The sequence below is a fragment of the Streptomyces sp. NPDC059852 genome (assembly GCF_042731455.1).
Lineage (GTDB): Bacteria > Actinomycetota > Actinomycetes > Streptomycetales > Streptomycetaceae > Streptomyces.
In genome coordinates, this window is sequence record NZ_JBHWJK010000003.1 from 165,854 (window position 1) to 184,399 (window position 18,546).

Genomic DNA, 18,546 nt, shown 5'->3' on the forward strand with positions numbered 1-18,546 from the left:
GCTCCGGTGGTTGAGGTTCAGCTGTGCACGGGTTCCGTGGCGGCCAGATAGGTCCGCCGCAGGAACCGCATCAGCGCCTTCGTCTCGAACTGGACGACCGAGACGCCCTGCGGGGAGTGGAACTCGACCACGGCCTGCACCCGGCCGCAGGGCCACACCCGGATCTCACCGCTCCCGGCGGGGGCGCGCAGCCCCTGCTCCAGCAGGGTGCGCGAACACGTCCAGTCGTGGGTGTCGCCGCCGGGCAGCCGGATGTGGACGACGCGCGGATCGGTGTCGGGGTCGTAGCGCAGGACCACGGGGACCGCGTCCTGCTCCGCGGCCAAGGTGTCCGCGTCGGTGACGATGTGGGCTCGTGCGTACTGCTCGACTACGGACATCGGACGGCCCCTAACCCGCGTGACCTGACGCGTGACCTGTGCGAAGGCTGTGCCTCCGCTCCTTCTCCAATGTCGCACATCTTCCCGATTCCGCTCGTCGTAGCCGGATCGGGCTCAGATGTGGGCGGAATCATGCGGCGCCCGGCGGAATCATGCGCCGCCCGCGACCGGCGTGGCCGCAGTGAACACCCACTCGCTCTTGCAACCCGTTCGCATTAAGCCACTATCATCGAACGGTGCACGTACCTGACGGATTCATAGACGCCCCCACCTCCGCCGTGACCGGAGTGGTCGCCGCGGCCGCGGTAGCCGTGAGCCTGCGCGGTGCCCGGCGCGAACTCGACGAACGCACCGCCCCGCTGGCCGGACTCGTCGCGGCGTTCATCTTCGCCGTCCAGATGCTCAACTTCCCCGTCGCGGCCGGCACCAGCGGCCATCTGCTCGGCGGCGCCCTCGCGGCGATCCTCGTCGGGCCCTACACAGGCGTGCTGTGCGTGTCGGTGGTCCTGCTCATGCAGGGCATCCTGTTCGCGGACGGCGGCCTGACCGCACTCGGCGTGAACATCACCAACATGGCGATCGTGACGACCGTCGTCGCCTACGCCGTCTTCCGGCTCCTGGTGAAGGTGCTCCCCCGCGGCCGCCGCTCGATCACCGTCGCCTCGTTCGCCGCCGCCCTGCTGTCCGTCCCGGCGGCCGCCCTCGCGTTCACCCTCATGTACGCGGTCGGCGGCACCACCGACGTCTCCCTCGGCAAGGTCGCCACCGCCATGGTCGGCGTGCACGTCCTGATCGGCCTCGGCGAGGCCACGATCACCGCGCTGACCGTCGGCGCCGTCGTCGCCGTACGCCCCGATCTGGTGTACGGCGCCCGTGACCTGCGGCAGCGGCTGAGGCTGCGGGTGAACGGCGAGCTGGTCGACGCGCCCGCCGCCGAACCCGCCCCGGTCGCCGCGCGCTCCCCCCGCAAGGTGTGGGCCGTGGGCCTGGTCACCTCCCTCGTCCTCGCCGGCTTCGTCAGCTTCTACGCCTCCGCCAGCCCCGACGGCCTGGAGAAGGTCGCCGCCGACCACGGCATCGACAAGAAGGCCGAGGACCACGCCGCCGCCGACTCCCCGCTCGCCGACTACGGCGTCAAGGACGTCACCGACGCCCGGCTCTCCGGCGGTCTCGCGGGCGTGATCGGCGTCGGGGTCACCGTCGTCGCGGGCAGCGCGGTCTTCTGGGCCGTGCGCCGCCGCCGTACGGCCCATCCCGCCGACGTCTCCCCGGCGAGCACGAGCGGCGCCTGACATGGGAGCGGGGCACGCGCACCGGCTCTACCGGCACGGGCACTCGCCCGTGCACGGGCTGCCGCCGCACACCAAGCTGGCCGCGACGTTCGCGTTCGTCGTCGTCGTGGTCTCCACACCGCGCGAGGCGATGTGGGCGTTCGGCCTGTACGCGGTGCTGCTCGCGGCCGTCGCCCGCACCGCGCGCGTGCCCGCCCGGTTCCTGCTGAAGCGGCTGCTGATCGAGGTGCCGTTCGTCGCGTTCGCCGTACTCATGCCGTTCGTGGCGGAGGGCGAGCGCGTCGAGGTGCTGGGCCTGTCGCTGAGCGTCGGCGGTCTGTGGGGCGCCTGGAACGTGCTGGCCAAGGGCACCCTCGGGGTCGCCGCCTCGGTGCTGCTCGCCTCCACCACGGAACTGCGGGAGCTGCTGCTCGGCCTGCAGCGGCTGAAGCTGCCCCCGCTGCTCGTGCAGATCGCGTCCTTCATGGTCCGCTACGGCGACGTCATCGCCGACGAGATGCGGCGCATGCGCATCGCCCGTGAGTCCCGCGGCTTCGAGGCGAAGGGCGTACGGCACTGGGGTGTGCTCGCCAAGTCGGCGGGCGCCCTGTTCATCCGCTCCTACGAGCGCGGCGAGCGGGTGCACCTGGCCATGGTCAGCCGCGGGTACGCCGGGACGATGCCGGTGATCGACGAGGTCACCGCGTCCCGCGCGCAGTGGACCTACGCGCTGACCCTGCCGCTTTCCGCCCTCGTCGTCTGTCTGCTGGGATGGACCCTGTGACCGCTTCCCTCGAGGTCTCCGGCCTCGCCTTCGCCTACCCCGACGGGCATCAGGCCCTGTTCGGCGTGGACTTCTCCATCGAGCGCGGCGAACGGGTCGCGCTGCTCGGCCCGAACGGCGCCGGCAAGACGACCCTGGTCCTGCACCTCAACGGCATCCTGAGCGGCGGCACCGGCACCGTGCGGGTCGCCGGGCTGCCCGTGGGCCGGGAGCACATGGCGCAGATCCGGCGCCGGGTCGGCATCGTGTTCCAGGACCCGGACGACCAGCTGTTCATGCCGACGGTCCGCGAGGACGTGGCGTTCGGGCCGGCCGCGGCCGGTCTCAAGGGGCCGGAGCTGGAGGCGCGCATCGACCGGGCGCTGGAGCTGGTCGGCATGGCGGAGTTCAAGGACCGCCCGCCGCACCACCTGTCGTTCGGGCAGCGGCGCCGGGTCGCGGTCGCCACCGTGCTCGCGATGGAACCGGAGATCCTCGTCCTGGACGAGCCGTCGTCCAACCTCGACCCGGCCTCCCGCCGCGAACTGGCCGACATCCTGCGCTCCCTGGACGTCACCGTCCTCATGGTCACCCACGACCTGCCGTACGCGCTGGAGCTGTGCCCCCGGTCGCTGATCCTGAGCGAGGGCGTGATCGCGGCGGACGGCCCGACCCGTGAACTCCTCGCCGACGACGCGCTGATGAGCGCCCACCGGCTGGAGCTGCCCTACGGTTTCGACCCGCGCTCGGTGCCCACGGGCGCCTGACCGCGGCCCCGCGCGCGAGACGTCGGCCACACTTCGGAATCGAAGGTCGCGCACCCATGTTGGACTGGACACCGCAGGCGCCACGGGGGCGCCGGGTGGTCGGTCGAGGGAGCACGGACGTGGACGTGAACGGCACAGTCGCCGAGGGCTTCGAGCCGGTCAGGGAAGCGTTCGCACGGAACTTCACCGGGCTCGGCGAGCGCGGCGCCGCCGTCGCCGTGTACCGCGACGGGCACCGGGTCGTCGACCTGTGGGCCGGCACCCGGGACGTCGACGGCACCGAGCCCTGGCAGCACGGCACCGCGCAGGTCGTGCGCTCGGCGACCAAGGGCGTCGCCGCCGCCGTGGCCCTGCTGCTGCACCAGCGCGGGGAACTGGACCTGGACGCGCCGGTCGCGGCGTACTGGCCGGAGTTCAAGGCGCACGGCAAGGAGCGGCTGCTGGTCCGGCATGTGCTCGGGCATCGCGCGGGCCTGCCGGTCCTGGACGTGCCGCTCACCCCCGAGGAGGCCCTGGACCCCGAGCGCGGCCCGGCGGCGGTGGCCGCGCAGGCGCCCGTGTGGGAGCCCGGCACCGGCCACGGTTATCACGCGCTGACGTACGGCTGGCTGCTGGACGGGCTGGTGCGGCGGGTCACGGGCCGCTGGGTCGGTGAGTGGCTCGCCGAGGAGGTGGCGGGCCCGCTGGGGCTCGATCTGTGGCTGGGGCTGCCGGAGGAGGTGGCCGGCCGGGCCGGCCGTACCGGGCGGGTGGACGGGCCGGAGCCGGCGGGCGCGCTGCGGGCCCGGCCGAAGCGGTCGGTGACCGCGGCCTACGAGGACCCGCACTCGCTGACCCGCCGGGCGTTCGCCGCGATCAGCCCGTTCCCCGACCAGAACGACCCGGCGTACCGCGCCGCCGCGCTCCCGGCGACGAACGGTGTCGCGACGGCCGACGGGCTGGCCCGTTTCTACGCGGCCCTGATCGGCGAGGTCGACGGGGTGCGGCTCCTCGACCCGGCGACGGTGGAGCTGGCCCGCGCCGAGGAGTCGTCGGGCCCGGACCGCGTCCTGGTCGTCAACACCCGGTTCGGACTGGGGTACATGCTGCACGGCACCGCGTCCCCGCTGCTGGGCCCCGGCTCGTTCGGGCACCCCGGGCGCGGCGGCGCCCTCGGCTTCGCCGACCCGGAGACCCGGATCGCCTTCGGCTATGTGACGAACGGCTTCCGGAAGACGGTGACGGCGGACCCGAGGGCGCAGGCGCTGATCCGGGCGCTGCGGACGTCTCTCGGCGCCTAGGAAACATCCCTCAGACGTGGATCGGGTGCGAGGTGCGCCCGGACGCCGAGTCGATCTCGGTGTGCGCCTTGGTGAGCATCTGCATGGCCAGCTCGTTCAGCGCGCGGGCTCCGGCGATCTCCTCGCCGACGCGGGGCTGGTAGGGGTCCGTGTGGTGCCGGCTGGCGTGCCCGTGGGCCCGTACCTCGGTGCCGTCGGGGAGCCGGACCATGGCGACGGCCCGCGTGTGCTGGTCGTCGTCCTCCATGAACTCCATCTCGACGTGCCATCCCACTGCGGTGTGCATCATGACGACCACCTCCGGAAGACCTGCTTCCAGGGTGCTCCCTCAGGGACGGGCTCGCCAGAAGAGCCCGGCTCAGACGGCGAGGGCGAGGAGCCCGAGGTCGGCCAGGAGAAGGGGTGTGTAGAACAGCAGGAGGGTCGGGGTGAACCAGACCTCCCGCCAGGGCATGGCGCCCAGATGGGAGGCCACGTTCATCGACAGCGGCTCGACGGTGCTGCCGGGCCGGCGGACGTCGTCGTAGAGGCGGCGGTAGGCCCGTTCCTGGCGCAGGAAGAAGCAGTCCAGGTACCAGAAGCACACCAGCGGGACCACGCCGACGGCCGCGAGGTGCCAGCTCAGCCGGCTCGCGGACAGGGCGAGCAGACCGGCGGCCAGGGTGAGGGCCCAGCCCTTCACCAGGAACGAGTTGGTCCCCAGCCGCGTGATGGTGGCCTGGATGAACTCCAGGTGCTTGATCCGGTCGGGATGCAGGGGCTCCCGGTCGCCGACCCCCGCGTCCGACCCCTCGCTCAGCGCCGTCACTGTCCGCCCCCTCGGTGAACCGTCCGCCGGGACGATCGTAGTGCGCAGGCAGGTCCGAGGGGGCCGGTACCGGAGGGTCGAAGGACCGGTTCCGGACGCCGTGTTCGCCCCGGCCGGTCCGCGTTTGAACGAGACGGGTACGGCAACCCGGGATCAGGTGACCTTCGGCACCGGGCGGTGCTGCCTCTCCGCCCATCTCCCCGCCCTCGCCACCCTGTCGGCCCTGCCGGGCCCCGGCGAGGTGCTGCGGTCCGGGGTGCGGCTGGCTCCCGCCCTGCTGCGGTCGGCGGCCATGGCCACCCGGTGGTCGCGCGCCCCGCACCCCGACGACCTGGCGGCCGTCCATCTGGAACTGGTCACGCTCACCGAGGACCGCGCGGTCGTCACCTGGTTCACCGGTGTCCCCGGCACGGACGACGGTGCGGGCCGCCCGCTGCCCGCCGTCACCGAGGGCGAGGTCGTCTACGGCACCCACCCGTCCCGGCTGCACCGGGTCGCGTCCGGTGACCGGCCCACCGCCCACCACCAGGTCGAGCTGACCGGTCTGGAGCCGGGGCAGACGTACTACTACCGGGCCCGCTCGCGCGGGGTCGCCGCCACGCCCACCCCGCTGCACCTGGTGCGCGGCAACGCGGTCGGCACCTCGGCGTTCGGGCTGGGCAGCCGCGGCGGCCCGTACTCCTTCACCACGCCGCAGCCCCCGCCCGGCCGGCTTCTGCTGTCCCTCGCGCTCTGCAACGACCTGCACCTCGGCGAGACCACCGCCGGGCTGGTCGGCGGGCTGCCCCTGCTGCGCGGGGTGCCGCAGCGGGCGGGCGGCGCGCCGTACCCGGAGCTCATGAGCCGGGCGCTGGTCGAGGAGGCCCGGCGGCGCGGGGCGGACGTGCTGCTCGCCGGGGGCGACATCTCGGCCTGCGGGGCGGCGCACGACCTCGCCGAGGCCCGGCGGATCCTCGACGGCTTCGGCACGCACGGGCGGGACTACTTCGTCGTGCGCGGCAACCACGACCGGTCGGCGCAGAACACGTTCGCCGCCGCGTTCGTGGACGGCGGCGGCCCGGGCTACTTCGCGCACGACCTGGGCGGGCTGCGCGTCGTCGGCCTCGACACCTATGCGAAGGCCGGGAACGGCGCCGACGCGGGCGGTCTCGGACCGGAGCAACTGGCCTGGCTGCAGGACCGGTTGAGGGAGCAGCCGGACCAGCCGACGCTGGTGTTCGGGCACCATCCGCTGACCGTGCGGGACTCGGTGTTCCCGGTGACCCGCGGGCACTGCCTGGACCGCCGGCAGGCCGGTGCCGTCCTCGACGCCTACGCGGACGCGCCCGGCGTCTTCCTGCACCACGCCGGCCACACGCACCGCAACAAGCGCACGGTGCTGGCACGGGCCCCGCACGTCACCCAGCAGGAGGTCGCGGCGGCCAAGGAGTACCCGGGCGGCTTCACACTTCTCCGTGTCCACTCCGGCGGCTACGCCCTGAACCACTACAAGGCGGGCGATCTGGCGGCCCGTCAGTGGAGCGAGCGCAGCCGGCGCGTGGCGGCGGGCCTGTGGCCCCACCACTCGCTGGGCCGCTCGGTCGCCGACCGCAACAGCATGACGGTCCGTGACCTGTCGGGGATCGCGGGACGGGCCTGAGGGACCGGCCGGGTCATCCCGCGTGCAGCATCAGCCCGATCCCGGCGACCAGCAGGAACGCGGCCGCGATGCGGGGCGCTCCGAAGCGCTCCTTGAAGAAGACGGCACCGATGGCGGCGCCGACGATGATGGAGGACTCCCGCAGCGCCGCGACCGGCGCCAGTTCGGCCCGGGTCTGCGCCCACAGGACCAGGGCGTACGCGGCGACGGACAGGGCCGCGCCGAGCAGCCCCAGCCTCGCGTACGGCCGGAGCGCGGCCACCGCCGATCCGCCCCGGCGCGCCAGCGTGAACGCGGGGATCACGAGGCCCTGGAGCAGCATCAGCCAGGCGATGTAGCCGAGGGACGACCCGGACGCGCGGACGCCGAGGCCGTCGAGCAGGGTGTACGCGGCGATGGTCAGCCCGGTGGCGAGGGCGGCTCCGATCGCGGCCCAGTCGGGGCGGCGGCCCCGCAGCCCCCACAGGGCGACCCCGGTCAGTCCCGCGCAGGACAGCGCGATCCCGGCGGCCGCCCAGCCGTCCGGCACCTCGTGGGCGAACACGGCGGCGAGGACGGCGACCACGAGGGGCGCGGTGCCCCGGGCGATGGGGTACGCCTGCCCGAAGTCCCCGAGCCGGAACGACGTCATGAGCAGCGCGTAGTACAGGACGTGGACGAGCGCCGAGGCGAGGAGGGACGGCCAGGCGCCGGCGGCCGGGAACGTCCCGAAGGGCATGAGGGCGGTCCCGATGAGCGCGCCGCCGCCCGCGATGAGGGTGAACCCGACCAGCTTGTCGGTGATGCGGTGCGCGATGGCGTTCCAGCCGGCGTGGGTGACGGCCGCGGTCAGGACGGCGGCGGTGACCAGGGGGGTCACTGCTCGCGCACGTCCACGAGGGCGGCGCCGGCGTGGGCGACGAGGTCCTTGGGCTCGATCGGGAAGACGGCGTGCGGGTTGCCGGCGGCGGCCCACACCACGTCGTGCTCCAGCAGCGACCGGTCGGCGAGGACGCGGGTGCGGGTGCGGTGCCCGAAGGGCGGCACGCCCCCGATGGCGTATCCGGTGGTCTCGCGGACGACGTCGGCCTTGGCGCGGGTGACCTTCGCGGCGCCGAGTTCCTCGCGCACCCGGTCGAGGTCGACGCGGGAGGCGCCGTCCATGAGGACCAGGACGGGGACGCCGTCGGCGGCGAAGATCAGGGACTTGCAGATCTCGCTGAGCTCGCAGCCGATCGCGGCCGCGGCCTCGGCGGCGGTGCGGGTGGCGTCCGGGAAGCGGCGCACGCGGGGCAGCAGTTCGCCGAGGCCCAGTTCCCGCAGGGCCTCGGCGAACCGGGGGTGGGCTCCGGAGCCGGTGCTGTCGGTCGTCGTCATGCACGGCACGCTAGCGGTGCGTGTACGGGCCACGCGAGCCCGTTTCGCGAGCCGGACCGGCACGGCGGAGGCCGGTGAGGGCGCCCCGTCCCCACGGAGCCCTCACCGGCCGGTCCTGATCAGTGGCCGCGGGTCACACGAGGGCGGGCGCGCGGTCCGCGTCCTTGCCGTCCCCGGGGGTGCGCAGGCCCTCGCCCTCCACGTCCACGTCGGGCAGGGCGCGGTCCAGCCACTTCGGCAGCCACCAGGCCCGCTTGCCGAGCAGGGCGAGGACCGCCGGGACGATGGCCATGCGGACGACGAAGGCGTCGAAGAACACCGCGATCGCCAGGCCGAAGCCGATCATCTTGACCATGGACTCGCTGGAGCCGATGAAGCCGGCGAAGACCGCCATCATGATCACCGCGGCCGCGGTGACGACCCGGGCGCCGTGCCGGAAGCCGGTGACGATGGCCTGGCCCGGCTTCTCCCCGTGGACGTACGCCTCGCGCATCCGGGTCACGAGGAACACCTCGTAGTCCATGGCGAGGCCGAAGACCACGCCGACCATGAAGATCGGCATCATCGACATGACCGGTCCGGTCTCCTCGACGCCCAGCAGGCTCCCGAACCAGCCCCACTGGAAGACCGCGACGACCGCGCCGAGGGCCGCGAGGACGCTCAGCAGGAAGCCGAGGGCCGCCTTGAGCGGGACGAGGATCGAGCGGAACACCACGATCAGCAGCAGGAAGGCCAGGCCGACGACCAGCGCGAGGTACGGCAGCAGGGCGTCGTTCAGCTTCTGCGAGACGTCGATGTTCATCGCGGTCGAGCCGGTGACCAGCACACTGGCGTCGCTGTCGGCCTGGATGCGGGCGCCCTCGTCGCGGATGGAGTGCACCAGGTCCTCGGTGGTGACCGACGACGGCTTGGCGTTCGGGATGACGGTGATGGTGGCGGTGTCGCCGGCCTTGTTGGGCGCGGCCGGCGTCACGGTGGCCACGTTGTCCAGCCGCTCGATGGTGCTGCCGACGTCGCCGAAGACGGCCTTCGGGTCGTCGGTGCCGCGGGCGTCGACGACGACCATCAGCGGTCCGTTGAAGCCGGGCCCGAAGCCGTCGGACAGCAGGTCGTAGGCGCGGCGCTGGGTGGTGGACACCGGCTGCGAACCGTCGTCGCCGAGCCCGAGCTCCAGGGAGGTCGCGGGGACGGCGGCCGCGCCGAGCCCGAGCACGCCGAGCAGCAGCACGGCGACGGGGCGGCGGACGACGAAGCTGGCCCACCGGGTGCCCATGTTGGGCTTCGCGGTGCCGGACGCGGCCTTGCGCTCTGCGCGCCGGCCACCCATCCAGCGGCTCTTGGCGCCGGCGGGGCGGACCTTGCGGCCGGCGTACCCGAGCAACGCGGGGATCATCGTCAGGGCGATGAGGACCGCGATCACGACGGTGCCGGCGGCGGCGATGCCCATCTTGCTGAGCATGGGGATGTTGACGACCGACAGGCCGACGAGGGCGATGACGACGGTCAGTCCGGCGAAGACCACCGCGGAGCCCGCGGTGCCGACGGCCCGTCCGGCCGCCTCCTCGCGGTCACGTCCCTCGGCGAGCTCGGCCCGGTAGCGGGAGACGATGAACAGGGCGTAGTCGATGCCGACGGCGAGGCCGATCATCGTCGCGAGGATCGAGGTGGTGGAGCCGAGTTCCAGCGCGGCGGCCAGGGCGCCGATCGTGGAGACGCCGATGCCGACGCCGATCAGGGCGGTGAGCAGCGGGAGTCCGGCCGCGACGAGCGAGCCGAAGGTGATGACGAGGACGACCGCGGCGATCGCGATGCCGATGACCTCGGTGGCCCCGGTCTCGGGGGCCGTCTGGAGGGCGTCACCGCCGATCTCGACGGTCAGTCCCGCGTCACGGGCGTCCTGCGCGGCGTCCTCGAGTGCCTCGCGCGAGGTGTCCTCGAGCTCCATGCCGGAGACCTTGTACTTCACCGACGCGTAGGCGATCGTGCCGTCCTTGCTGACGGCGTTCGCGGTGTACGGGTCGGCGACGGAGGCCACCTCGGAGCCGTCGGACAGCTCCCGGACGGTGTCCTTCACAGCCGTCCTGTTCCCGGCGTCCGTCATCTTCTGGCCGTCGGGGGCCTTGAAGACGACCCGGGCGGTGGCGCCGTCGGCGCTCATCCCGGGGAAACGTTCGTCCAGCAGATCGAAGGCCTTCTGGGCCTCGGTGCCGGGGATGGAGAAGGACGTGCTGCCCGCGCTCGGGGCGGTGGCGGCGCCGACCCCCGCGAGGGCGAGCAGCGCGACCCAGATGAGGGCGACGAAGTGGCGTCGCCTGAAGGCGAGCCGGCCGAGTTTGTACAGGAACGTGGCCACGAGGGCGTCTCCCGGTCAGGTCGTGGGTTGGTTCTGGGCAGGGGTGATCAGCCCGACGACGTGAGCGGTTACGTCAGGAAGGGGCTTGCGTGAGGGGACTCGTCAGCTGACGGGGACGCCGAGGGCGGGGAGGACGACGGCGTCGATGTAGGAGGTGAGGAAGGCCTTCGTCGGCGGCATGTCGTCGATCAGCGTGCGCGTGGCGAACGCGCCGACGAGCATGTGCACGACGTAGTCGAGCGCGGGGCGGTCGGCGCGGACCTCGCCGCGGTCGACGGCCCGTCGCACGATCCGCCGGAACTCCTCCATCTCGGGTTCGATGAGGAGTTCCTTGAAGGCCTGCAGGAGGTCGGGGTTGCCATGCACCGCCATGAACAGACCGCGCATGAGCGCGGCGTTCTGCTGCATGGTGCAGTCGTCCTCCTGGGACGTGAGGGTGTGGAGGTCGCCCCGCAGGGATCCGGTGTCGATCTCGGAGACGTTGCCCGGCTTGGTGTGCCGGATCGCCTTGACCACCAGCTCCGGCTTGCCGCCCCACTGGCGGTAGAGCGTCGCCTTGCTGGACCGGGTGCGGGCCGCCACGGCGTCCATGGTGAGGGCGTCGTAGCCGACCTCCCGGAGCAGGTCGAGCACGGCCGCGTACAGCTCGGCCTCGCGCTCGGGGGTGATGCGTGAACGTCGTGTCGTGGACACCTCGGTCATCGCTGCCACCCTCCTCCTCCGAACGATACGGTTTCGTACACCTAAGACGATAGCGCACCTCCTAGCGAAACGAAACGGTTTCGTTCGTGTTCTGGGTCACGGGCGGCGATTCCCGGCCACGCGGGTCCGGCACCCCTCCGAACGGGCGGTATGTCACGAGTTGCCCCTGCCAGTCCCCGGGCGAAGCATGGGGAGGTGAGCTACCTGCGCCTACCGCACCTGAGCGGCGACCTGCTGTGTTTCGTGGCCGAGGACGACCTGTGGCTGGCCCCCCTCGACGCCCCCGGCCGGGCCTGGCGGCTCACCGTGGACCGCGCCAAGACCGGCCACCCCCGCTTCTCCCCCGACGGCCGGCACATCGCGTACACGAGCTGGCGCACCCTCGTCCCCGAGATCCACCTCGTGCCCGTCGACGGCGGCGCCGCCACCCAGCTCACCCACTGGGGCTCCAGCGACACCCAGGTGTGCGGCTGGGACCCCGACGGGAGGATCCTCGCCGTCGGCTCCCACGGCGAGCCCTTCTCCCACTACACCTTCGCCCACCAGGTGCGCCCCGACGGCGACCCCGGCCGCAAGCTCCCCTGGGGCCCCTGCTCCGACATCCAGGTCGCCGACCTCGACGGCGAGCGCCGCACCCTGCTGCTCACCGGCACCCCACCGCACGAACCGGCGTACTGGAAGCGCTACCGGGGCGGCGCCACGGGCCGTCTGTGGCTGCACTGCACCCGCCTGCTCGCCGGCCTCGACGGGCATCTGCACTCCCCCATGTTCGTCGGCGACCGCATCGCCTTCCTCTCCGACCACGAGGGCGTCGGCAACCTGTACTCCTGCGCCCACGACGGCTCCGATCTGCGCCGGCACACCGACCACGACGCCTTCTACGCCCGGCACGCCGCGAGCGACGGCACCCGGGTGGTGTACCAGTGCGCGGGCGACCTGTGGCTCGTCGACGACCTCTCGGCCGGCTCCCGGCCGCGGCGGCTCGACGTACGGCTGTCCGGTCCGACGGCCGGACGCCGCCGGTACCAGGTGCCGGCCGCCCAGCACGTCGACGGCGTCTCCGTGGACGAGACCGGCCGCGCCAGCGCCGTCGTCGTCCGCGGCAGCCTGTACTGGCTGACCCACCGCGACGGCCCCGCCCGCACCATCACCGACACCCCCGGCGTACGGGTCCGCCTCCCCGAGATGCTGGGCTCCGTCGGCCAGGTCGCCTACGTCACCGACGCGGACGGCGAGGACGCCGTCGAGATCGCCCACCTCCCCCGCGCCACCGGCGACCGCGAGCCGCGCCGGCTGGCCTCCGGGGAGCTGGGCCGGGTCCTGGAGATGGTCGCCGACCCCACGGGCGAACGGCTCGCGATCGCCGCCCACGACGGCCGGCTGCTGCTGCTCGACGCGACCGAGGACTCCAACGGGGAGGTCACCGAGCTGATCCGGTCCGTCAACGGTCCCGTGCGCGACCTCGCGTTCTCCCCCGACGGCGGCTGGCTGACCTGGTCCCACCCCGGCATCGGCCGCTCCCTGCGCCAGATCAAGCTGGCCCGGATGAAGGACCGGCTGATCGTCGACGTCACCGACGGCCGCTTCGAGGACGAGAGCCCCGTCTTCACCCGGGACGGCCGCTATCTGGCGTTCCTGTCCTGGCGGGGCTTCGACCCGGTCTACGACGTGCACACAGGCGACCTGTCCTTCCCGCTGGGCTGCCGCCCCTACCTCGTCCCGCTGTCCTCGGCCACCCCCTCACCGTTCGCCCTGACCCCGGAGGGCCGGCCCGCCGCCGGGGGCCTCGACCCGCTGACCGACGAGGAGGGCGGCGACCCCGGCACGACGACCGTGGAGACCGAGGGACTGGCCAGCCGGGTCACGCCGTTCCCGGTGACCGCCTCCAAGTACTCCTCGCTGCACCCGGTCGCCGGCGGCGGACTGGTGTGGCTGCGCTGGCCGATCTCGGGCGCGCTCGGCGAGACCTTCGCCAACCCCGACGACACCAGCGGCCGGCCCACCCTGGAACACTTCTCCATCGGCAAGGCGAAGAAGACCGAACTGGTCGGCCACCTCGACTGGTTCGCGGTCAGCGGCGACGGCACCCGCCTGGTCGTCGTCGACGAGGGCGACCTGCGGGCGGTCCCCGCGAGCGAGTCCGGCGACAGCGACAGCACGGTGTGGATCGACGTCCGCCGCATCCTGCACGAGGTCGACCCGGCCGCCGAGTGGCGCCAGGCGTACGCCGAGGCCGGACGGCTGACCCGGGCGTACTTCTGGGACCCCGGCATGTGCGGCATCGACTGGGACGCCGTCCTCGACCAGTACCGCCCGCTCGTCGAACGCGTCGCCACCCCCGACGAGTTCGCCGACCTCCTCCGTGAGGTCCTGGGCGAGCTCGGCACCTCGCACGCCTACGTCACCGCCGCCCGCCGCAACGAGGGCCCGCCCCACTACCAGCGCCGGCAGGGCCTGCTCGGCGCCAACCTCGTGCGCCGCGACGACGGCTGGGCGGTCCGGCGCATCCTGCCCGGCGACTCCTCCGACTCCAAGGCCCGCTCCCCGCTGGCCGGCACCGGCATCCGCGAGGACGCTGTCCTCACCCATGTCGACGGCCGCCCGGTCGACCCGCGCACCGGCCCGTACCCCCTGCTCGCCGGAGCCGGCGGCACCACGGTGGAGCTGACCTTCACCCCCGCCGAGGGCGTCGCCGGCCGCGCCCGCCGCGTCGCCGTCGTCCCCCTCGTCGACGAACGGCCCCTGCGCTACCAGGACTGGGTCACCAAACGCCGGGCCGTCGTCCGGGAACTGAGCGGCGAACGCTGCGGCTATCTGCACATCCCCGACCTCGGCGGCTCGGGCTGGGCCCAGTTCAACCGCGACCTGCGCAGGGAGATGTCCCGCCCCGCCGTCATCGTGGACGTGCGCGGCAACGCGGGCGGCCACATCAGCGAACTCGTCGTGGAGAAGCTGACCCGCACCATCCTCGGCTGGGACCTCACCCGCAACGCCCAGCCGGTCTCGTACGCCTCCAACGCGCCGCGCGGCCCGATCGTCGCGCTCGCCGACGAGGCGACCTCCTCCGACGGCGACATGATCACCGCCGCGTTCAAGCTGCTGCGCCTCGGACCCGTCGTCGGCCAGCGCACCTGGGGCGGCGTCGTCGGCATGACGGGCCGTCACCGCCTCGGCGACGGCACGGTGATCACCGTCCCGATGAACGCGGCCTGGTTCGACGCCTACGGCTGGTCCGTCGAGAACAAGGGCGTCACCCCCGACGTCGAGGTCCTGCGCACCCCCCTGGACTGGGCGGAGGGCCGCCACGCCCAGCTCGCCGACGCCGTCGAACTCGCCCTGGAACTCCTGGAGTCGCATCCGGCGGCGACACCCCCGGACTACTCCCACGTACCGGACCGGTCCCGGCCGAAGCTGCCACCGAGGACCACGCCCTGAGAGCGCGCGAACGCGGGGCACCCACCAGAGCCGGGGGCACCCCGCGTGTCAGCGAACCGACCGACTACCGGTCGTAGTCGAGGTCGAAGCGCTCGTCGTCCTCGCGCTCACGCATGCGGTCCGGCTCCTCGTCCCGCTGGGGCCGCTGCGGACGGCCCCGCTCCGGCTGCTCCTGCGGACGGCCGCGCTCCTGCTGCCCGTGCTGGCGCGCACGCTCCTGGAGCTGCTCGGACTTCTCCTTGAACTGGTCCTTCATGCCCATGTGGGTTCACTCCCGTAGTGGGTCGGATCGGCCCCTCGCTGGGGCCTCGACCAGATTCACACGGGCCGTGACCCTGCGCATGTCGATCAGTCACGCCGCGTAGTGCTGGCCTGTTCGTCGGCCGCGCCACCCGCCCCGACCAGCCCCGTCCGCATGCCGTCGAGCCGGTCCGCGAACCGCCGCATCTCCCGCTGGCCCACCGTCCCGATGAGCGCCGGCAGATACCCGCGCACCCCCTGCATCCCGCGCAGCCACCACTGCCCGTACACATGACTGGAGCGCCGCTCGATACCGGCCACGATCCGGTCGACCGCCGGGCCCAGCGGGTACGTCTTGTTCGACGGCCACGGCAGCCGCTGCCTCAACTCCCGCATCACGTCGTTCTGATCGGCGCCGCGCACCATGTCGGTGTCCGTCCACGACAGATAGCCGACACCCACCCGCACGCCCCTGTAGCCGACTTCGGCCCGCAGGCTGTGCGCGTACGCCTCCACACCGGACTTGGACGCGCAGTACGCCGACATCATCGGTGCCGGGGTGATCGCCGCGAGCGAGGCGATCTGCAGCAGATAGCCACGGCTCTCCATCAGCAGCGGCAGGAACGCCCGCCCCGTCACCGCCGACCCGATCAGGTTGACCTCGATGACCCGCCGCCAGGACTCCGGGTCGGACTCGACGAACGGCCCGCCCGTCGCCACACCGGCGTTGGCGACCACGATGTCGACCTTCCCGAACCGCTCCTTGACCTCCCGCGCGACCCGCGCCATCGCCTCATGGTCGGTGACGTCGGCGTGCCAGTGGTCGCTGTCGCCGTGCAGCCGCTCCGACACCTGCTTGAGCTCGTCCGGCTCCAGACCCACCAGCGCCACCGACGCGCCCCGCGCGGACAGCTTGCGCGCGAGCAGTTCCCCGACCCCGCGCGCCGCTCCGGTGACGACGGCGACCTGGCCCTCAAGGCTCACCCTGCTCATGCACCCTCCTTGACCTGCGTGACCTGCGTGACCCGCGTGACCTGCTCGGCCCGCGCGTACGTCGTGACGAGTTCGCGTATCTTCCCGGTGACCAGCTCGGGTGCCTCGATCGGCGTCATGTGCCCGAGCCCCTCGAGCTCGGTCACGCCGATGCAGTGCGGCAGCGCGGCGGCCAGCGACCGGGCGTGCACCGGCGGGGTGAGCCGGTCGGCGGTGCCGACGACCACCGCCGCGGGCACGGTCAACTCCCGTATGCCGTGGTCGAGATCGAGCAGGGCCAGCACCTGCGACCAGGCGTGCCGCACGGTCCGCGGGCAGGCGTGCACGATCCGCGCGCACGCCTCCACCATCTCCGGAGCCGAACGCGGGCCCATCGTCGCGTACTTGAGGATCGCCCGGGCGACGGCCGTCACCGGGCCGAGCGGAGCCCGCGACCCGAGGAGGCGCCCGGTCAGCCGGGTCCGCAGCCGGCCCGCCCGCAGCGGCAGCACCGTCGACTCGGCGACCAGCCGCGACGCGCCGGTGCTGCACAGCAGGACGGCGGCCGCGTGCTCACGGAAGGCCGGGCGGGAGGCCGCCGCCAGCACCGTCATCCCGCCCATCGAGTGCCCGGCCACGACGGCCCGCTCGCCGGGGGCCAGTGTGGCCCGCAGGACGGCTTCCAGGTCGTCGGCGAGGACGTCCGTGCCGCACACCGCGGCGGCAGGGCTGCGTCCGTGACCACGCTGGTCGTACGCCACGACCCGCAGGTCCACGGCGAGTGCGCGTATCTGCGCCGCCCAGAAGGCCGTCGAGCAGGTCCAGCCGTGCGCGAGCACCACGGCCGGCGCCCCCTCCGGACCGTGCACCTCCACATGCAGCCGGGCCCCGTCGGCGGACTCCACCGTCAGCTCACGGACGGGCACAGGCGGCGCGTACGGCCCCTCGGCGACGCTCGTCCGGCGGCTCACGCGGACACCTCCGCGCTCTCGCCGCTCTGCGCGCGCTCCGGCGCCGAGGGCCGGACGACGGCGTACTCCGCGAGGTCCACGCGGCGGGTGGCCCGCCGGAACTCCGCCGTCGTACCGGGCCACACCGTGGTGTTGCGGCCGTTGGCGTCCAGGTACCAGCTGGTGCAGCCGCCCGTGTTCCAGACGGTCCGCGTCATCCGCTGCTGCACCCGCCGGTTCCAGGCGTGCACCGCGCTCGGCCGGGCGTCCAGCGCCACCCGCCCGCCGAGGACGTCGAGCTGGCGCACGAAGTCCGCCAGGTAGTTCAGCTGGGACTCGATCATCAGGATCATCGACGAGTTCCCCAGACCCGTGTTGGGCCCGATGATGGTCATCCAGTTCGGGAACCCGGCGGCGGACGCGCCGCGCAGCGCCTCCATCCCGCCCTTCCACACCTCGGCGAGCGTCCTGCCCTCCGCCCCCACCACGCGCTCCGCGATGGGCATGTCGGTGACGTGGAACCCGGTGCCGAACACGATCGCGTCGACCTCGGCCTCGCTGCCGTCGGCGGCCACGAGCGTCGAGCCCCGGATCTCACCGAGCCCGCTCGCGACGACGTCCACGTTGGGCTGGGCGAGCGCCGGGTAGTACGAGCTGCTGAGCAGGATGCGCTTGCAGCCGATGCGGTAGTCGGGGGTCAGCTTGGCCCGCAGCTCCGGGTCCTTGATCGCACGGCCCATGTTCCGCTTGGCCAGGCCCTCGATGAAGCCCAGCTCGTTCGGGTGCTTGGTGAACGCCTGCACCTGGAGCTCCCGGATGCCCCACAGCAGACCCCGGCGCACCCGGCTGGTGAACGGCAGCGCCCGGTGCAGCGACCGCTCGGCCCCGCTGATGGCCCGGTCCATACGGGGCATGACCCACGGCGGGGTGCGCTGAAAGAGAGTGAGCCGCTCCACCTCGGGCTGGATGGACGGCACGATCTGGATGGCGGACGCGCCCGTGCCGACCATGGCGACCCGCTTGCCGCGCAGGTCGTAGTCGTGGTCCCAGCGCGCCGAGTGGAACACCTTGCCGGGGAAGGAGTCCAGGCCGGGGATCTCGGGGATCTTCGGGTCGGACAGCGGCCCGGTGGCGGAGACGACGAGGTCGGCGGAGAGGTCCCCCTGACTGGTCTCGATGTCCCAGCACAGCCGCTCGCCGTTCCACGTCATCCGCTTCACCTCGGAGTCGAAGCGGATGTGCGGCCGCAGCCCGAAGGTGTCGGTGACGTGCTCCAGATAGGCCCGGATGTGCTCCTGCCCGGAGAAGGTGCGCGGCCACTCGGGGTTGGGCGCGAACGAGAAGGAGTACAGATGGGACGGCACGTCACAGGCGCAGCCCGGATAGCTGTTGTCCCGCCAGGTGCCGCCGACGCTGCTCGCCCGCTCCAGGACGACGAAGTCCGTGACGCCCTCGCGCCGCAGCCGTACGGCCGCTCCCAGCCCGCCGAACCCGGACCCGATCACCGCGACCCGCACATGTTCGCGTTCGGCCATGCGTGTGCCTCCCTGCTCCACCGGAACCATGCCAGTGAACACTGGCATGGTGGGGAGCGTAGAGCAGCGCCGTACCGACCGGTAGGGGGCGGCCG

Annotated in this window: 17 protein-coding genes; 6 read left to right on the plus strand and 11 right to left on the minus strand. The window is 73.0% G+C overall.

The window, feature by feature from the left end:
- Window positions 1-17: 17 nt before the first annotated feature.
- Window positions 18-380 (minus strand): SsgA family sporulation/cell division regulator, encoded by a 363-nt coding sequence (locus tag ACFV46_RS05095; protein WP_361923393.1) that lies wholly within the window; start codon window positions 378-380, stop codon window positions 18-20.
- 236 nt (window positions 381-616) lie between these two features.
- Between ACFV46_RS05095 and ACFV46_RS05100 the strand changes: the two genes are divergently transcribed.
- The 4 genes from ACFV46_RS05100 (at window position 617) to ACFV46_RS05115 (ending at window position 4,461) form a co-directional block, all read left to right on the plus strand.
- The gene (locus tag ACFV46_RS05100; RefSeq protein ID WP_361923390.1) at window positions 617-1,672 is read left to right on the plus strand and encodes an energy-coupling factor ABC transporter permease; all 1,056 of its coding nucleotides are present in this window, start codon (window positions 617-619) and stop codon (window positions 1,670-1,672) included.
- 1 nt (window position 1,673) lies between these two features.
- Window positions 1,674-2,435, plus strand: coding sequence for a cobalt ECF transporter T component CbiQ (gene cbiQ / locus ACFV46_RS05105; RefSeq protein WP_151784471.1), 762 nt, complete (start codon window positions 1,674-1,676; stop codon window positions 2,433-2,435).
- Complete coding sequence (locus tag ACFV46_RS05110) at window positions 2,423-3,181, plus strand: energy-coupling factor ABC transporter ATP-binding protein (protein WP_385497037.1); 759 nt, start codon at window positions 2,423-2,425, stop codon at window positions 3,179-3,181. The genes cbiQ and ACFV46_RS05110 overlap by 13 nt, the downstream gene beginning before the upstream one ends.
- A 119-nt stretch (window positions 3,182-3,300) precedes the next feature.
- The gene (locus ACFV46_RS05115; protein ID WP_361923381.1) at window positions 3,301-4,461 is read left to right on the plus strand and encodes a serine hydrolase domain-containing protein; all 1,161 of its coding nucleotides are present in this window, start codon (window positions 3,301-3,303) and stop codon (window positions 4,459-4,461) included.
- Window positions 4,462-4,471: 10 nt separating this feature from the next.
- Here ACFV46_RS05115 and ACFV46_RS05120 read toward each other — a convergent pair whose 3' ends face one another.
- Together ACFV46_RS05120 and ACFV46_RS05125 are read right to left on the minus strand one after the other, a co-directional pair.
- The gene (locus tag ACFV46_RS05120) at window positions 4,472-4,750 is read right to left on the minus strand and encodes a DUF1876 domain-containing protein (RefSeq protein WP_385497039.1); all 279 of its coding nucleotides are present in this window, start codon (window positions 4,748-4,750) and stop codon (window positions 4,472-4,474) included.
- A 69-nt stretch (window positions 4,751-4,819) separates the two neighbouring features.
- Window positions 4,820-5,269: a hypothetical protein gene (locus ACFV46_RS05125; RefSeq protein ID WP_385497040.1), complete on the minus strand. Its 450-nt coding sequence runs from the start codon at window positions 5,267-5,269 to the stop codon at window positions 4,820-4,822.
- A 157-nt stretch (window positions 5,270-5,426) separates the two neighbouring features.
- Here ACFV46_RS05125 and ACFV46_RS05130 point away from each other — a divergent pair, with 157 nt between their 5' ends.
- Window positions 5,427-6,908: a metallophosphoesterase gene (locus tag ACFV46_RS05130; RefSeq protein ID WP_385497041.1), complete on the plus strand. Its 1,482-nt coding sequence runs from the start codon at window positions 5,427-5,429 to the stop codon at window positions 6,906-6,908.
- A gap of 13 nt (window positions 6,909-6,921) precedes the next feature.
- On the opposite strand, the gene ACFV46_RS05135 is transcribed toward ACFV46_RS05130, so the two are convergent.
- The 4 genes from ACFV46_RS05135 to ACFV46_RS05150 all read right to left on the minus strand — a co-directional run bounded on the left by ACFV46_RS05135 (window position 6,922) and on the right by ACFV46_RS05150 (window position 11,319).
- Window positions 6,922-7,767, minus strand: coding sequence for an EamA family transporter (locus tag ACFV46_RS05135; RefSeq protein ID WP_385497042.1), 846 nt, complete (start codon window positions 7,765-7,767; stop codon window positions 6,922-6,924).
- A complete protein-coding gene (locus ACFV46_RS05140) occupies window positions 7,764-8,264 on the minus strand; it encodes a YbaK/EbsC family protein (protein WP_361923369.1) in 501 nt (166 codons plus the stop codon). Before ACFV46_RS05140 ends, ACFV46_RS05135 begins: the two co-directional genes overlap by 4 nt.
- 133 nt (window positions 8,265-8,397) lie before the next feature.
- On the minus strand, window positions 8,398-10,617 hold the full coding sequence (locus tag ACFV46_RS05145; protein WP_385497043.1) for an MMPL family transporter: 2,220 nt from the start codon (window positions 10,615-10,617) through the stop codon (window positions 8,398-8,400).
- Window positions 10,618-10,719: 102 nt separating this feature from the next.
- Window positions 10,720-11,319 (minus strand): TetR/AcrR family transcriptional regulator, encoded by a 600-nt coding sequence (locus tag ACFV46_RS05150; RefSeq protein ID WP_361923363.1) that lies wholly within the window; start codon window positions 11,317-11,319, stop codon window positions 10,720-10,722.
- A 195-nt stretch (window positions 11,320-11,514) separates the two neighbouring features.
- Here ACFV46_RS05150 and ACFV46_RS05155 point away from each other — a divergent pair, with 195 nt between their 5' ends.
- On the plus strand, window positions 11,515-14,754 hold the full coding sequence (locus ACFV46_RS05155) for a S41 family peptidase (RefSeq protein ID WP_385497044.1): 3,240 nt from the start codon (window positions 11,515-11,517) through the stop codon (window positions 14,752-14,754).
- A 64-nt stretch (window positions 14,755-14,818) separates the two neighbouring features.
- Here ACFV46_RS05155 and ACFV46_RS05160 read toward each other — a convergent pair whose 3' ends face one another.
- From ACFV46_RS05160 to ACFV46_RS05175, 4 genes are all read right to left on the minus strand, one after another.
- The gene (locus tag ACFV46_RS05160) at window positions 14,819-15,010 is read right to left on the minus strand and encodes a hypothetical protein (RefSeq protein WP_376727213.1); all 192 of its coding nucleotides are present in this window, start codon (window positions 15,008-15,010) and stop codon (window positions 14,819-14,821) included.
- A 92-nt stretch (window positions 15,011-15,102) separates the two neighbouring features.
- A complete protein-coding gene (locus ACFV46_RS05165) occupies window positions 15,103-15,987 on the minus strand; it encodes an SDR family oxidoreductase (RefSeq protein WP_385497046.1) in 885 nt (294 codons plus the stop codon).
- Window positions 15,984-16,937, minus strand: a complete 954-nt coding sequence (locus ACFV46_RS05170) for an alpha/beta hydrolase (protein ID WP_361923351.1) — start codon at window positions 16,935-16,937, stop codon at window positions 15,984-15,986. Before ACFV46_RS05170 ends, ACFV46_RS05165 begins: the two co-directional genes overlap by 4 nt.
- The gene (locus ACFV46_RS05175) at window positions 16,934-18,451 is read right to left on the minus strand and encodes a flavin-containing monooxygenase (RefSeq protein ID WP_385497047.1); all 1,518 of its coding nucleotides are present in this window, start codon (window positions 18,449-18,451) and stop codon (window positions 16,934-16,936) included. Before ACFV46_RS05175 ends, ACFV46_RS05170 begins: the two co-directional genes overlap by 4 nt.
- Window positions 18,452-18,546 lie beyond the last annotated feature (95 nt).

What these genes read in the sequence shown, in the direction of transcription:
- ACFV46_RS05095 (WP_361923393.1), bottom strand. Translation starts at nt 380, where the DNA reads ATGTCCGTAGTCGAGCAGTACGCACGAGCCCACATCGTCACCGACGCG.
- cbiQ (WP_151784471.1), top strand. Translation starts at nt 1,674, where the DNA reads ATGGGAGCGGGGCACGCGCACCGGCTCTACCGGCACGGGCACTCGCCC.
- ACFV46_RS05110 (WP_385497037.1), top strand. Translation starts at nt 2,423, where the DNA reads ATGGACCCTGTGACCGCTTCCCTCGAGGTCTCCGGCCTCGCCTTCGCC.
- ACFV46_RS05120 (WP_385497039.1), bottom strand. Translation starts at nt 4,750, where the DNA reads ATGATGCACACCGCAGTGGGATGGCACGTCGAGATGGAGTTCATGGAG.
- ACFV46_RS05140 (WP_361923369.1), bottom strand. Translation starts at nt 8,264, where the DNA reads ATGACGACGACCGACAGCACCGGCTCCGGAGCCCACCCCCGGTTCGCC.
- ACFV46_RS05150 (WP_361923363.1), bottom strand. Translation starts at nt 11,319, where the DNA reads ATGACCGAGGTGTCCACGACACGACGTTCACGCATCACCCCCGAGCGC.
- ACFV46_RS05160 (WP_376727213.1), bottom strand. Translation starts at nt 15,010, where the DNA reads ATGAAGGACCAGTTCAAGGAGAAGTCCGAGCAGCTCCAGGAGCGTGCG.
- ACFV46_RS05165 (WP_385497046.1), bottom strand. Translation starts at nt 15,987, where the DNA reads ATGAGCAGGGTGAGCCTTGAGGGCCAGGTCGCCGTCGTCACCGGAGCG.
- ACFV46_RS05175 (WP_385497047.1), bottom strand. Translation starts at nt 18,451, where the DNA reads ATGGCCGAACGCGAACATGTGCGGGTCGCGGTGATCGGGTCCGGGTTC.